This window comes from Achromobacter spanius, assembly GCF_003994415.1.
In the GTDB taxonomy this organism is placed as follows: domain Bacteria; phylum Pseudomonadota; class Gammaproteobacteria; order Burkholderiales; family Burkholderiaceae_B; genus Achromobacter; species Achromobacter spanius_C.
The window spans coordinates 3,668,121-3,680,890 of the sequence record NZ_CP034689.1; the positions used below are offsets into that span (position 1 = coordinate 3,668,121).

At 63.1% G+C, this 12,770-nt stretch carries 14 protein-coding genes and 1 pseudogene; 11 read left to right on the forward strand and 4 right to left on the reverse strand.

Annotated elements, in window-relative coordinates; genetic code table 11:
• The first annotated feature begins 57 nt into the window (after positions 1 to 57).
• The 10 genes and pseudogenes from ELS24_RS16675 (at position 58) to ELS24_RS16715 (ending at position 10,010) form a co-directional block, all read left to right on the forward strand.
• Positions 58 to 1,641, forward strand: coding sequence for an ABC transporter substrate-binding protein (locus tag ELS24_RS16675; protein WP_127184748.1), 1,584 nt, complete (start codon positions 58 to 60; stop codon positions 1,639 to 1,641).
• Positions 1,642 to 1,707: 66 nt separating this feature from the next.
• On the forward strand, positions 1,708 to 2,625 hold the full coding sequence (locus tag ELS24_RS16680; protein ID WP_050446616.1) for an ABC transporter permease: 918 nt from the start codon (positions 1,708 to 1,710) through the stop codon (positions 2,623 to 2,625).
• Between the two features lies 1 nt (position 2,626).
• Positions 2,627 to 3,538 carry an ABC transporter permease gene (locus tag ELS24_RS16685; protein ID WP_127184749.1) on the forward strand — a complete coding sequence of 304 codons (912 nt, stop codon included), beginning with the start codon at positions 2,627 to 2,629 and terminating at the stop codon, positions 3,536 to 3,538.
• Positions 3,539 to 3,540: 2 nt separating this feature from the next.
• Positions 3,541 to 4,530 (forward strand): ABC transporter ATP-binding protein, encoded by a 990-nt coding sequence (locus ELS24_RS16690; protein ID WP_127184750.1) that lies wholly within the window; start codon positions 3,541 to 3,543, stop codon positions 4,528 to 4,530.
• Entirely contained in the window at positions 4,527 to 5,519 is a 993-nt protein-coding gene (locus tag ELS24_RS16695; RefSeq protein ID WP_050446620.1) for an ABC transporter ATP-binding protein, read from the forward strand. The genes ELS24_RS16690 and ELS24_RS16695 overlap by 4 nt, the downstream gene beginning before the upstream one ends.
• Positions 5,516 to 6,922 carry a M20 family metallopeptidase gene (locus ELS24_RS16700; protein WP_127184751.1) on the forward strand — a complete coding sequence of 469 codons (1,407 nt, stop codon included), beginning with the start codon at positions 5,516 to 5,518 and terminating at the stop codon, positions 6,920 to 6,922. The genes ELS24_RS16695 and ELS24_RS16700 overlap by 4 nt, the downstream gene beginning before the upstream one ends.
• A gap of 85 nt (positions 6,923 to 7,007) precedes the next feature.
• Complete coding sequence (locus ELS24_RS31730) at positions 7,008 to 7,082, forward strand: hypothetical protein (RefSeq protein ID WP_428839703.1); 75 nt, start codon at positions 7,008 to 7,010, stop codon at positions 7,080 to 7,082.
• Positions 7,083 to 7,198: 116 nt separating this feature from the next.
• Positions 7,199 to 7,273, forward strand: coding sequence for a hypothetical protein (locus tag ELS24_RS31735; protein ID WP_127186369.1), 75 nt, complete (start codon positions 7,199 to 7,201; stop codon positions 7,271 to 7,273).
• 216 nt (positions 7,274 to 7,489) lie between these two features.
• Positions 7,490 to 8,584, forward strand: a pseudogene (locus ELS24_RS16710) (IS481 family transposase); the annotation flags it as partial.
• Between the two features lie 526 nt (positions 8,585 to 9,110).
• Complete coding sequence (locus ELS24_RS16715) at positions 9,111 to 10,010, forward strand: hypothetical protein (protein WP_127184752.1); 900 nt, start codon at positions 9,111 to 9,113, stop codon at positions 10,008 to 10,010.
• Between the two features lie 32 nt (positions 10,011 to 10,042).
• Here ELS24_RS16715 and ELS24_RS16720 read toward each other — a convergent pair whose 3' ends face one another.
• Positions 10,043 to 10,663, reverse strand: coding sequence for a TetR/AcrR family transcriptional regulator (locus ELS24_RS16720; protein WP_127184753.1), 621 nt, complete (start codon positions 10,661 to 10,663; stop codon positions 10,043 to 10,045).
• A gap of 321 nt (positions 10,664 to 10,984) precedes the next feature.
• Between ELS24_RS16720 and ELS24_RS16725 the strand changes: the two genes are divergently transcribed.
• The gene (locus ELS24_RS16725; RefSeq protein WP_127184754.1) at positions 10,985 to 11,563 is read left to right on the forward strand and encodes a hypothetical protein; all 579 of its coding nucleotides are present in this window, start codon (positions 10,985 to 10,987) and stop codon (positions 11,561 to 11,563) included.
• 6 nt (positions 11,564 to 11,569) lie between these two features.
• Here the strand turns inward: ELS24_RS16725 and ELS24_RS16730 are convergent, their stop codons facing one another.
• The 3 genes from ELS24_RS16730 to ELS24_RS16740 all read right to left on the reverse strand — a co-directional run bounded on the left by ELS24_RS16730 (position 11,570) and on the right by ELS24_RS16740 (position 12,735).
• The gene (locus ELS24_RS16730) at positions 11,570 to 11,905 is read right to left on the reverse strand and encodes a hypothetical protein (RefSeq protein ID WP_127184755.1); all 336 of its coding nucleotides are present in this window, start codon (positions 11,903 to 11,905) and stop codon (positions 11,570 to 11,572) included.
• Positions 11,895 to 12,401, reverse strand: a complete 507-nt coding sequence (locus ELS24_RS16735; RefSeq protein WP_127184756.1) for a DUF523 domain-containing protein — start codon at positions 12,399 to 12,401, stop codon at positions 11,895 to 11,897. Before ELS24_RS16735 ends, ELS24_RS16730 begins: the two co-directional genes overlap by 11 nt.
• A gap of 67 nt (positions 12,402 to 12,468) precedes the next feature.
• A complete protein-coding gene (locus tag ELS24_RS16740) occupies positions 12,469 to 12,735 on the reverse strand; it encodes a hypothetical protein (protein WP_127184757.1) in 267 nt (88 codons plus the stop codon).
• Positions 12,736 to 12,770 lie beyond the last annotated feature (35 nt).

Below are 12,770 nucleotides of genomic sequence, written 5' to 3' on the forward strand. Positions count from 1 at the left end.
CCGGAGCGAGACGTTGGATACGCAGTACTTGTAGTGCCTTCCACAGGAGCCTTCACCATGGCTGATAGTCGCTTCACACCGCAGCACCCTGCCTTTGCCCCCGTCTTGCGCGCCCGCCGCATCACCCCGATGCGCGCGGTTGCCGCCGCCCTCCTGGCCTGCGCCACGCTTACGGCCCAGCCCGCGCTGGCCGGCAAGAAGGACGACACCTTGCGCATGGCCTATGACCAGGCGCCGGAAAGCGTGGACCCGTACTTCAACAATGTGCGGATCGGCGTCATCATTGCCGCCAACGTCTGGGACACGCTGCTCTACCACGACCCCGTCTCCAACGAGTACCGGGGGCAACTGGCCAAGAGCTGGAAGCAGATCGATGACAAGACGATGGAATTCGAGCTGCGCCAAGGCGTGAAATTCCACAACGGCGAAGAGTTCGACGCGGACTCGGTCGTGTACACGCTGAACTATGTGGCCGACCCGAAGAACAAGGCCGTCACGCAGCAAAACGTGTCGTGGATCGACAAGGTCGAAAAAATCGACAAGTACAAGGTGCGCCTGACCACCAAGGCGCCCTTCCCTGCCGCCAAGGAATACCTGTCCACCACCGTGGCCATCCACCCGGCCAAGTACTACAAGGAAGTCGGCCCCCAGGGCATGAACGCCAAGCCGGTGGGCTCTGGCCCGTACAAGGTGGTGGACTACCAGCCGGGCAAGTCCATCACGCTGGAACGCAACACCGAGTACTTCAAGGATTCGCCCAAGGCGCAGCCGAAGATCGGCAAGGTCGTCATCCGCTTCATTCCTGACCGCCAGACGCAGATGGCTGAAGTCATCTCGGGTGGCGAAGACCTGATCATGAGCGTGCCCAAGGACCAGGCCGAACAGCTGGGCCAGATACCGAACCTGCAGATGGTCACCGGCAACACCATGCGCATCGTGTTCATGCAGATGAACATCAAGGAAGGCACGCCCGCGCCGCAACTGAAAGACGAGCGCGTGCGCAAGGCCATCATCCACGCGATCGACCGCGAATCCATGCTGAAGAACATCGTGGGTGAAGGCGGCGGGCTCATCAACACCATCTGCACCCCCTCGCAAGTGGGTTGCACACAAGATGGCGCGCCCACCTACAAGTACGACCCGGCGCTGTCCAAGAAGCTGCTGGCCGAAGCGGGCTACCCCGACGGTTTCGACATCGACATCGTGGCCTACCGCGAGCGCAACCAGACGGAAGCCATCATCAATTACCTGCGTGCCGTGGGCATCCGCGCCAAGCTGAACTTTTTGCAGTACGCCGCCATGCGCGACATGATCCGCGCCAACAAGGCGTCGCTGACGCACCAGACCTGGGGCTCCAACCTGGTGAACGATGTGTCGGCGTCCACGCCCGTGTACTTTGCCTTCGGCAACGACGACATCACCCGCGACCCCAAGGTGCGCGACCTGCTCAACAAGGGTGACCACACCATCGAGGCCAAGCCGCGCAAAGCGGCCTACAAGGAAGCGCTGGACCTGATTGCGGAGAAGGCGTACGCGGTGCCGCTGTGGACGCTGCCCGCCTACTACGTTGCCACCAAGGACGTGAACTTCAAGCCCTATTCGGACGAACTCGTCCGCTTCTGGGACATGAGCTGGAAGTAAGGCGCAGGCTTGGCGCCGGGCGTGCGTAATGCGCGCCCGGCGTGCTGACACGTTAGAGGAAGTCCTATGCTGTATTTCACGATCAGGCGTCTGGGCCTGGCGGCGCTGGTGGCGCTGACCGTATCGGTCCTGGCGTTCCTGCTGCTGCACCTGTCGGGCGACCCCGCCCTGGCCCTGGCGGGCGAAGGCGCGCGCCAGGCCGACATCGACATGATCCGCAAGACCTACGGGCTGGACCGGCCGCTGGTGGTGCAGTATGCCGATTGGCTCTGGCATATTGCGCAAGGCGATTTCGGTACGTCTGTGTACTTCAAGACCGACGCCGGCCCGCTGATTTGGTCCAAGCTCAAGACCACCTTGATGCTGGGCATGGGCGCGCTGGGCTTCGCGCTGTTTATCTCGATTCCGCTGGGCGTGCTGGCCGCCATCTACAAGGGCAGCGTGATCGACCGCGCCTGTCTGGCCATCGCGGTGCTGGGCCAGGCGCTGCCGAATTTCTTTTTCGCGCTGATCCTGATCATGCTGTTCTCGATCTCGCTGCGCATCCTGCCGGTATCGGGCAGCGGCACCTGGCAGCACTTCGTGATGCCCGCCATTGCGCTGGGCTACTACGTGGCGCCCGCCTTCATGCGGCTGATACGCGCCGGCATGATCGAGGTGCTAGGCGCCGACTACATCCGCACCGCGCGCGCCAAGGGCCTGCCGGCCCGCAAGATCATCTTCAAGCACGCGCTGCGCAACGCCATCGTGCCCGTGGTGGCGCTTGCCGCCGTGCAGTTGGGCTACCTGCTGGGCGGCTCGGTCGTCATTGAAACCATCTTCGCGCTGGACGGGCTGGGCTACCTGGCCTACCAAAGCATTACGTACAAGGACTTTCCGGTGATGCAGCTGATCGTGCTGCTGCTGTCCGTGCTGTATGTGCTGCTGACGCTTGCCGCCGATATCGCCAACGCGTGGCTTGATCCGCGCATCCGGGTGTCCTGACATGACTACGCCTATCCTCACCCCTACGGTTCCGGGCGCCCCCGCGCCCATGGAACTCACCGCCGCCACCTTGCGCTGGCGCCGGCTGCGCCGCAACAAGGCCTTGCTGGCGGGCGGCGGCATCCTGCTGATCATTGTGCTGATTGCGCTGCTGGCGCCGTGGATATCTCCGCACGACCCCTACTTCCAGGACCTGGCCTACCGCACCGCGCCGCCCGTCTGGTACGAAAAAGGCACCTGGCTGCATCCGCTGGGCACCGACCAGTTGGGCCGCGACTATATGTCGCGCCTGTTCTACGGGGCCCGTATCTCGCTGTTGATCGGCATCAGCGTGGCGCTGATTTCGGGAATCATCGGCACCGCCATGGGCATGGCCGCCGGGTACTTCGGCGGCAAGGTCGACATGGCCGTGTCGTTCCTGATCACAACGCGTTTGTCGATGCCTGTGATTCTGGTGGCGCTGGCTACCGTGGCCATCGTGGGCGGCTCGCTGTGGGTCGTCATCCTGGTGCTGGGCCTGCTGAAATGGGACCGCTACGCCGTCGTCATGCGCAGCGCCACGCAGCAGGTGCGGTCGTTGGAATACGTGGCGGCGGCGCAGGCCGCGGGCGCGTCCACCTGGCGCATCGTGTGGGGCGAAGTGCTGCCCAATGTGGTGCCGCAACTGATCGTGATTGCCACGCTGGAAGCCGCCAGCGCCATTCTGCTGGAGGCCTCGCTGTCGTTCCTGGGCCTGGGCGTGCAGCCGCCGCTGCCGTCCTGGGGGCTGATGATTTCGGAAGCCAAGGCCTATATGTTCTTCTCGTTCTGGCTGATCGCCATTCCGGGGTCGGCGTTGGCGCTGTTGATCTTTGCGATCAATCTGGCCGGCGACGGGCTGCATCAACTGCTGACGCCTGAAGAGAGGGCCTGACCATGAACGAAAAAGAAATTGTTCTGGACGTACAAGGGCTGACGGTGGACATCGCCACGCCACGCGGGCCGCTGCATGCGGTGCGCGACGTGTCGTTCCAGGTCAGGCGCGGCGAAACGCTGTGCCTCGTGGGTGAGTCGGGCTGCGGCAAGTCGATGACCTCGCTGGCCATCATGGGCTTGCTGCCCAAGGCCGCCAAGCGCACGACGCGCCGCCTGGCGGTGCTGGGCGAAGACCTGTCCGCCGCGCGCGGCCGCCGCATCAACGCACTGCGCGGCAGCAAGATGGCGATGATCTTCCAGGAACCGATGACGGCGCTGAACCCGGCGTACGCCATCGGCGAACAACTGACCGAGCACTACATCCATCACCGTCATGCCAGCCAGCAGCAGGCGCGCGACCGCGCCGTGGAACTGCTGGAGAAAGTGGGCATTGCCTCGGCCGGACAGCGCCTGACGCAGTATCCGCATCAGTTGTCGGGCGGCCTGCGCCAGCGCGTGATGATCGCGATGGCGCTTATGTGCGGCCCGGAATTGCTGATTGCCGACGAGCCCAGCACCGCGCTGGACGTCACCATCCAGGCGCAGATCCTGCGCTTGCTGGCCGACCTGCAAGCCGAGCTGGGCATCGCGATGGTGCTGATCACCCACGACCTGGGCGTGGTGGCGCGCATTGCGCAGCAGGTTGCGGTGATGTATGCCGGGCAGATCGTCGAGGAAGGCCCGGTGAAAGACATCTTCGCCACGCCGCGTCATCCGTATACGCAGGGGCTGCTGGGCTGTATTCCCGTGCCCGGCCGCACCCCGCCCGGCGAATCGCTGGGCACCATACCCGGCGTGGTGCCGTCGCTGGTGGGCGACCTGCGCGGCTGCGCCTTCGCCGACCGCTGCCAGTATGTGCAGCCGCAATGCCGCGACACGGTCCCTGTGTACGGCCATCCGCCGCACCAGCAATGGCGCTGCATCCGCCAAGAAGAAGGAGTTCCGGCATGAGCGCGCTCTTGCAAGCTGAAGCCGTCAGCCGGCAGTTTTCCATCCGCTCGGGCATGTTCCGCCCGCGCAGCACCTTGCACGCGGTCAATGGCGTGGACCTGGCGGTGGAACGCGGCGCGGTGCTGGGCATCGTGGGCGAATCGGGCTGCGGAAAATCCACGCTGGCGCGCATGCTGCTGGGGCTGACGCCGCCCAGCGCGGGCGTGATCAAGCTGGACGGGCAAGACATCAGTCAGATGGACCGGCGCGCGCTGGCCCGCCGTGTGCAGCCGATTTTTCAGGATCCGTATTCGTCCTTGAACCCGCGCCGTTCCATTGCGTCCATCGTGTCGCTGCCGCTGGAGGTGCACGGCATCCCCAACCCCAAGCTGCACAAGGCCATTGAAATGCTGGAGCGCGTGGGCCTGCCGCCGCGCCTGGCGCACAACACGCCGGGGCAGTTGTCGGGCGGGCAGCGCCAGCGGGTGGCGATTGCGCGGGCGCTGGTCATGAACCCCGAGATCGTGATTTGCGACGAGCCGACGTCCGCGCTGGATGTGTCGGTGCAGGCGCAGATCATGAACCTGCTGATGGACCTGCGCCGCGAATTCAACCTGACCTATGTCTTCATCAGCCACAACCTGGCGGTGGTGGAGCACATTGCCACGCACGTGGCGGTGATGTATCTGGGCCGCGTGGTGGAATCCGCCGACACCGCCAAACTGTTCCACGACCCGCGCCACCCGTACACGCAGGCCTTGCTGGCGTCGGTGCTGACGCCCGAGCCCGGGCTGGGCATTCCGGACATGGGCTTGGGGCTGTCGTTTCCCGACCCGCTAAACCCGCCGCCGGGCTGCCCCTTTCACCCACGCTGCCAGTACGCGATGGCGCAATGCAAGACCGAACGGCCGGCATTGACCTTGCGCGACGAATCCGTGGTGGCCTGCCATCTGTACCCCGCCGTGTCTTCCCCCGTTTCCCCTACCCTGACCGGAGTCCAACCATCATGAGCCGCGAGCAAGCCATCGCCCAGGCGGAACACTGTTTTGATTCTGGCGCCTTCCGCGCGCTGCTGGCGCGCCGGCTGGCGCTGCCCACGGAAAGCCAGAACCCGGAACGCGCCGCCGTGCTGGCGGACTACCTGGAATCGGAAATCCGCCCCGCGTTCGAGGCGCTGGGTTTCACCTGCCGCACCTTGACGCATCCCAAGGCGCTGGCGCCTTTCCTTTATGCCGAACGGATTGAAGACGCGAGCCTGCCCACCGTGCTGGGCTACGGGCATGGCGACGTCATCCGGGGCTTGGAAAAGGAATGGAAGGAAGGCTTGTCGCCGTGGACGCTGACCGAGGCCGAAGGCCGCTGGTACGGCCGTGGCATCGCCGACAACAAGGGGCAGCACACCATCAATATGGAAGCGCTGCGGCTGGTGCTGGAAACGCGCGGCAAGCTGGGCTTCAACGCCAAGTACTTGATAGAGATGGGCGAAGAGACCGGGTCGATGGGCTTGCGGGAACTGTGTGCCGAGCATCGCGACATGCTGGCGGCCGACCTGCTGATTGCGTCCGACGGCCCGCGCCTGGCGCCCCAACGGCCCACCATCTTTCTGGGCGCGCGCGGTAGCCTGAACTTTGATCTGTCGATCGAGGCGCGTGCGGGCGGGCACCATTCGGGCAATTGGGGCGGGCTGATTTCCAACCCCGGCATTCAGTTGGCGCATGCCATTTCCACGATTGTGTCGCCCACCGGCCAGATCCGTATCAAGGAATGGGTGCCCGCGGAATTACCCGACGCGGTGCGCCGCGCGCTGGCGGATTGCCAGGTGGATGGCGGCACGGACGGCCCCGAGATTGAACCGGAATGGGGCGAACCCGGCCTGTCGCCGGCGGAACGGGTTTTTGGCTGGTGCTCGTTTGAAGTGCTGGCGTATAAAACCGGCAACCCGGAAACGCCTGTCAACGCGATCCCACCGCGTGCCTGGGCGCGTTGCCAACTGCGCTTTGTGGTGGGCGTGGACCCGGACGATCTTATTCCCGCGCTGCGCCGCCATCTGGATCGCGAGGGCTTTCCTATGGTGAAGATTGCGCTGACACGCGAATCCATGTTCCGCGCCACGCGGATTGACCCCGACGACGCCTGGGTGCGCTGGGCGGTGGATTCGCTGGAACGCACGTCGGGGCAGAAGACGGCGCTGCTGCCGAATTTGGGCGGGTCATTGCCGAATGATATTTTCACGGACGTGCTGGGCCTGCGCACGATATGGGTCCCGCATTCGTATCCTGGATGTTCGCAGCACGCGCCGAATGAGCACCTGCCGCCGGAGCTGCTGCGGCAAGCGCTGGGGTTGATGACGGGCTTGTATTGGGATTTGGGCGCGGGGGGAACGCCGGCGGTATCGCGGGAGAAGGATGCTTGATGGTTGCACGCGTTGCGCTACACCCATCCTACGGTGCCGCTTCGTAGGATGGGTGTAGCGCGCGAAGGTCGGAAAAAGAGACCCGATTCCTTTCGCGCGAAACCCATCATGCAGCCGCTGCGTTGTGGCGAACGTCGTGTCGAACTCAACCGTTGCTTGATGGGTTTCGCGCGTTGCGTGTCGACGCTTTTTTCACCGACATGCCGCGCCACACCCATCCTACGGTGCCGCTTCGTAGGATGGGTGTAGCGCGCGAAGGTCGAAAAAAGAAACCCGATTCCTTTCGCGCGAAACCCATCATGCAGCCGCTGCGTTGTGGCAGACGTCGTGTCGAACTCAACCGTTGCTTGATGGGTTTCGCGCGTTGCGTGTCGGCGCTTTTTTCACCGACATGCCGCGCTACACCCATCCTACGGTGCCGCTTCGTAGGATGGGTGTAGCGCGCGAAGGTCGGAAAAAGAAACCCGATTCCTTTCGCGTGTATGGCCCGGGGACATGGGTAACGGGTGTTCGGGGACATAGGTAACACTTCTAGCATCACGGTATGGTCGTTTTTAGGAGCGAGCGATGCCGTGGAAGGAGTCAAGCCTTATGTCCTGCCGAATGGAGTTCGTTCAGCTTGCCCTGCAACCGGGCAGCAATGTACGGGAGCTTTGCCGGCGTTTCGATATCAGCGCCAAGACCGCCTACAAGTGGTTGGGCCGCTACGAGCGGAACGGCCAGGCTGGGTTGCAAGATCTGTCTCGCAGGCCAGGCAATAGTCCTGGGCGCACGTGTGAGCAAATCGAAGCGCAGGTGATCGACCTGCACAAGCGTTACCCGTACTGGGGGCCTCGCAAGTTGCGGGCGCTGCTTGGGCCGACTACGGTGCCCGCGCCCAGTACCATCTCGGCAATTTTGCGACGACATGGCTATCGGGTCCAAGGCGAGGACTCGAACGTCGGGCTGGCGAACCAGCGCTTTGAGCATGAGGCGCCAAACCTGTTGTGGCAGATGGACTTCAAGGGGCACTTTGCCCTGACCGACGCGCGTCAGGGACGGTGCCATCCGCTGACGCTATTGGACGATCACTCACGCTACGCCCTGTGCATCCAGGCTTGTGGCGATGAGCGCAGCAAAACCGTGCAGCAGCACCTGAAGGCTGTATTTCGCCGTTACGGATTGCCCGAACGGATCACCGCGGATAACGGCCCATCCTGGGCATCGGTGCGCGGCCTGGGGCTGACAGGCCTGGAGGTTTGGCTCATGCGGCTGGGTGTGCGTATCAGCCACAGTCGTCCTCGCCACCCGCAAACCCAGGGCAAGCTAGAACGCCTGCATCGAACGCTCAAGCGCGAGTTGATCCAGGCCCGGGGGTTTAGCAGTCTGCTGGACTGCCAGCAAGCCATGGATCAGTGGCGTGAACAATACAACCACGTCCGGCCCCACCAGGCGTTGGGGCAGATGCCGCCCCTGTCGAGATATAGACCTAGCCCTCGTCGCTATCCTGCCTCGTTGCCTCCGATCGAATACGAGCCGGGCGATCGAGTGCTCAAGGTCAGGACCAAGGGGCAGATCATTGTGAACGGACGCGTCGTCTTCGTCGGAGAGGGAATGGCGGGTCTGCCGGTCGCGGTCAGACCCTCCTCGCAAGACGGCGTGCTCGATGTCGTCTTCCTGTACAAATTGTCCAACAGATCGACCTCAGAGCACGCCAATAGGATAAAAACCTATGTGTTACCCATGTCCCCGAACATGTGTCACCCATGTCCCCGGTCCATACATTTCGCGCGAAACCCATCATGCAGCCGCTGCGTTGTGGCAGACGTCGTGTCGAACTCAACCGTTGCTTGATGGGTTTCGCGCGTTGCGTGTCGGCGCTTTTTTCACCGACATGCCGCGCTACACCCATCCTACGGTGCCGCTTCGTAGGATGGGTGTAGCGCGCGAAGGTCGGAAAAAGAAACCCGATTCCTTTCGCGCGTAACCCATCATGCAGCCGTTGCGTTGTGGCGAACGTCGTGTCGAACTCAACCGTTGCTTGATGGGTTTCGCGCGGTCGATTTTTGTGTTCTTGCGATGGCCTTGGCGCGCTACACCCATCCTACGCACCACCCGAATTGGTTCTCAACAGACAGAGAAAATTCGACATTAGCCCGCTTCTGCTGTCAAATGCCCGCACTGTGCATTTAAAACCAGGAAACGTGCTTTGTCCTATTGCCGTTGGACCGTTACCGCAGCGCTGCTATTTGCTTGCGGCGCAAGCCTTGCATCCCCCACCGTCATCCCCGTCAAGATCGCCGATGATCTCGGCGTGCCGTTTATCAGCGTGACGCTTGGCACGGTCAAGACGGATTTGATGCTGGACACGGGCGGTCAGATTGGCATCACCGTGCCCGAAACCCTGATCACCCCCGAGACCGGGGTGTTCCTGACGGGCAGGCAAGAACGCCGGACCGACGTGACCGGGAAAATCTTCCAGGTGCGGCAATTGATTGCCCCCGACGTCTATCTGGACACCGCAAAACTCGGTCCCGTCGCGGGCGCCCTGCATTACGACTGGGGGCTGCGCATCAACGATGACGACCGCATGCCCGCGCCAGAATCGTTGAACGCTGGCGTCATCGGACTGGGCGCCCTGTCCTCGCGCAACATGCTGCTGGATATGGCGCAGCAACGCCTGCTGTTGTACGAACGCGGTGGCATGGAGCGCCCGGACCTGTCTTCCTGGCAGCACGTTCCGTTTGTCTACGACGACGAGGGAATCGTGATCACGCTACACGCCGATGGCATCCCGATACGCTTCTCGCTGGACACCGGCGCCAGCACGTCGATACTGCGCGACGACGCAGCTATCTTCACCCAGCGGCCGTCGCCCTGCGCCGGCAAACAAGCCGAGGACACGCACTGCGGCATCTGGCGGCTGACGCGTCCCGAATCTCACGGTATGCCGCTGGACGACCTGGACGTTCTCGTCGTCCCCATGGCAGGCGTGCCATTCGACGGATTGATTGGCATGGATTTCCTGCGCAGCCACAAGGTGTTCATCGACTTCGACACGCAGACCCTGCACATCCAGGCCACGCCCGACACGAATGCGTCCGGCTGACCGCGCGGGCAATGGCCCAAAAAAGCCTCCGTCTACGAGGCTTGTCGTTGAGGGTGGCGGATGCCATCCAGCAGCAGGTCTGTGATGAACTCCGCTAGCGCCTGTTGCTGCGCCGCGTCCGGCATCTGGCGGGTGAAGCGTTCGATGATGCCCATCAACGACTGCGCAAACCAGTCCGCCGAAATCTCCGGGCGAAACAAACCCGCCTGCTGTTCGGCGCGAATGTTGTCAGCGATCATCGCCACCAATTCGTCCTTCAACGCTTCGGCCGCCGCCACTTGAAAGAAGCCGATGCGGGTCAGGTTGGGATCTTCCTGCAAGATGGCCAGCAGGCCCAGGATGCCGCCACGAATGCGATCAACCAGTTCGGCACCATCCAGACCTGCCGGCACACGCGCCTGGCTGATCGCCTGGCGCAAGCGCTGCGCGAACATGCCGACCAGCTCGTCGTAGGCCGCTTGCTTGCTTGAGAAGTATTGATAAAAGACAGGCTGCGTCACGCCGGCCCGGGCAACGATGTCGCTGATCCGGGTGTGCTGGAATCCGCGTTCGGCGAACTCCGCGGCGGCAACTTGCAAAAGCTGTAAACGGGTGCGTTCACCTTTGGTGAGACGCTTGTCTTGCGATAAAGAAGGGGGTCGTGCCGTCATCATCGCGAGAAAGTACCCTGCTTCATGGCTTTGCGCTACTAGTTCGCATGGCCTTCCCGCAACGCAATGTCACGGTATTTCGGGGCTTTCCAAGGGGCGCGCCCAAACGCTTACAAATTACTGAAACAAAGCCGTCGCAATTTCCCGACAAGTGCCGATTCTTATGCGTCCCAATACGTTCCCCAGCCGCGTTGAAACCCCTTGAAGTCACTTGAAATGCCGGTAGCTTTTGCAACAACTCTTGATGCCTGCGCAGCAGTAAAGTAACGCTATCGCCATGGCGCATTTCAAATATGCCCGTGCCAGGCGGACAGGAGCAAGATCATGAAACGGTTTACAGGCCGACTGATTGCCGTGACGGTGGCGCTTGCCGTTGCAGGTGCGCCCGCGATGGCGGGCGGTCGTGGCGGTGGGTGGGGCGGCGGCGGTTACCACGGTGGCTATTACAACGGCGGTGGCTATCACCACCATGGCGGCGGCGGCAGCAGTTCGGACGGTTGGTGGATAGGCGGCGCCTTTGCGCTGGCCGCCGTTGGCCTATTGCTGGCGGCGAACTCTGGCCCCAGTTATGCGCAGACCAGCGTCTACGCCTCGCCGGGCATTGCCTACACGAGCCCGCCGATCTATGCCGCGCCCGTCTATGACGCGCCGCCTGTGTATGCCGAGCCGTCCGTTGCCTATGCGCAACCGCAATCGCAGCTTGAATCGCAGCCGCAATACGCGCCCGTGCAGTACGAGGCCGCGCCCAAGGTCAGCGCCACCACCGATTGCCAGCGTTGGGCCATGAATCAAAGCGGCTATAACCCGGCCACCATTTCGCAATGGACGACGCAAGTGATGGTGGATTCGTACAACCATTCGCTGGATTCGTGCATGACCAGCCGGGGTTACCGAAGTCAATAAAGCGTGTCAGCGCGCACGGTGCCGCCAACCGCGCCACGCCAGCGCCAGCCCGGCGATCAGCGATGCCGTGGCCGGCAACACCCAGACAAAGCCTGACGACGTATAGACCACTTGGTCCACGGGATCGTAATAGCGACCTAATTCGTTGAAGTCCCACTTCCAATAGAACGCATACCAGGCGTAGTAGAAGAAGGCGGACAGCCCCAGGCACAGTACGGCGCTGACGCGCGCCCGCCACGGGTGGCGCGCGGCGCCCTTCCCGCCCGATCGCCCTGCAACGCGCGCGCCCCAGGCCGCAATGGCCAGCAGCGCCAACACCACGGCTCCCGCGCTAATCCACATCTTGAGCATCCAACTCTGCCAGGCAAGCGTCGGCCTCGGCCCATTGCTTTTCGCTGAAGACCTGCACGCCGGCGCCGATCAGCAATTCGGCCGTGATGCCCACGCCCTTTTTTCGCTGACCCGAGTAATGGCCGTCATACACATAGCCGCTACCACACGACGGGCTGCCTTCTTTCAGCACCGCGATGCGAATGCCGCGCTGTCGCGCCACGGACAAGGCCGCATGGCCGCCTTGCACGAATGGCTGGGTGACGTCGTCTCCTGTCACGGCAATCACGCGCGCGCCGCCGGCCAACACATCGGCGGCCCGCTTGCCCGGCTCGATCTCGGCGGGCGGGCGCGGGGTAGCCATGCCGCCCGCGACTTCCGGACACACCGACACGACCCGCCCTTCCTCGCGCCAGCGAGCCAGGACGGCGTCATCGTTGGGCACCGCGCGTCCGTCATAGCGCACGGGGTTGCCTAACAGGCAGGAGCTGATCAACACGTATTGCATGGCGAAATCAAACTGGGCTGGGCTTGGAAATTAGCAGCCCTGAATCATAGACCAGCAAGCACGCGCGTCAGTCACGCCCCGACATCAACGCGTGTATCCAGGCCCGCAAGCCAGGGTCACGCAGTTCCAACACGTCGAACAAACCCAGCGCGTGCAGGGCTGGCAGCGCATCTTGAATGTCGCGCCGCGCTGCGGCCACCGCCTCTGGCGATGCATTGGCATCGGTGCATACGCGCGCGTTCGCCAGAAACGCGCCCACGGTGCCCTTGCGCACCGGCACGCCGTTGAATTCACTGTGGTTCATGCCGTCCGGCAATATGTCTTTGGCTTGCATGCTTGGCTCCTGATAGTGAGGCACAAGCGTTACGA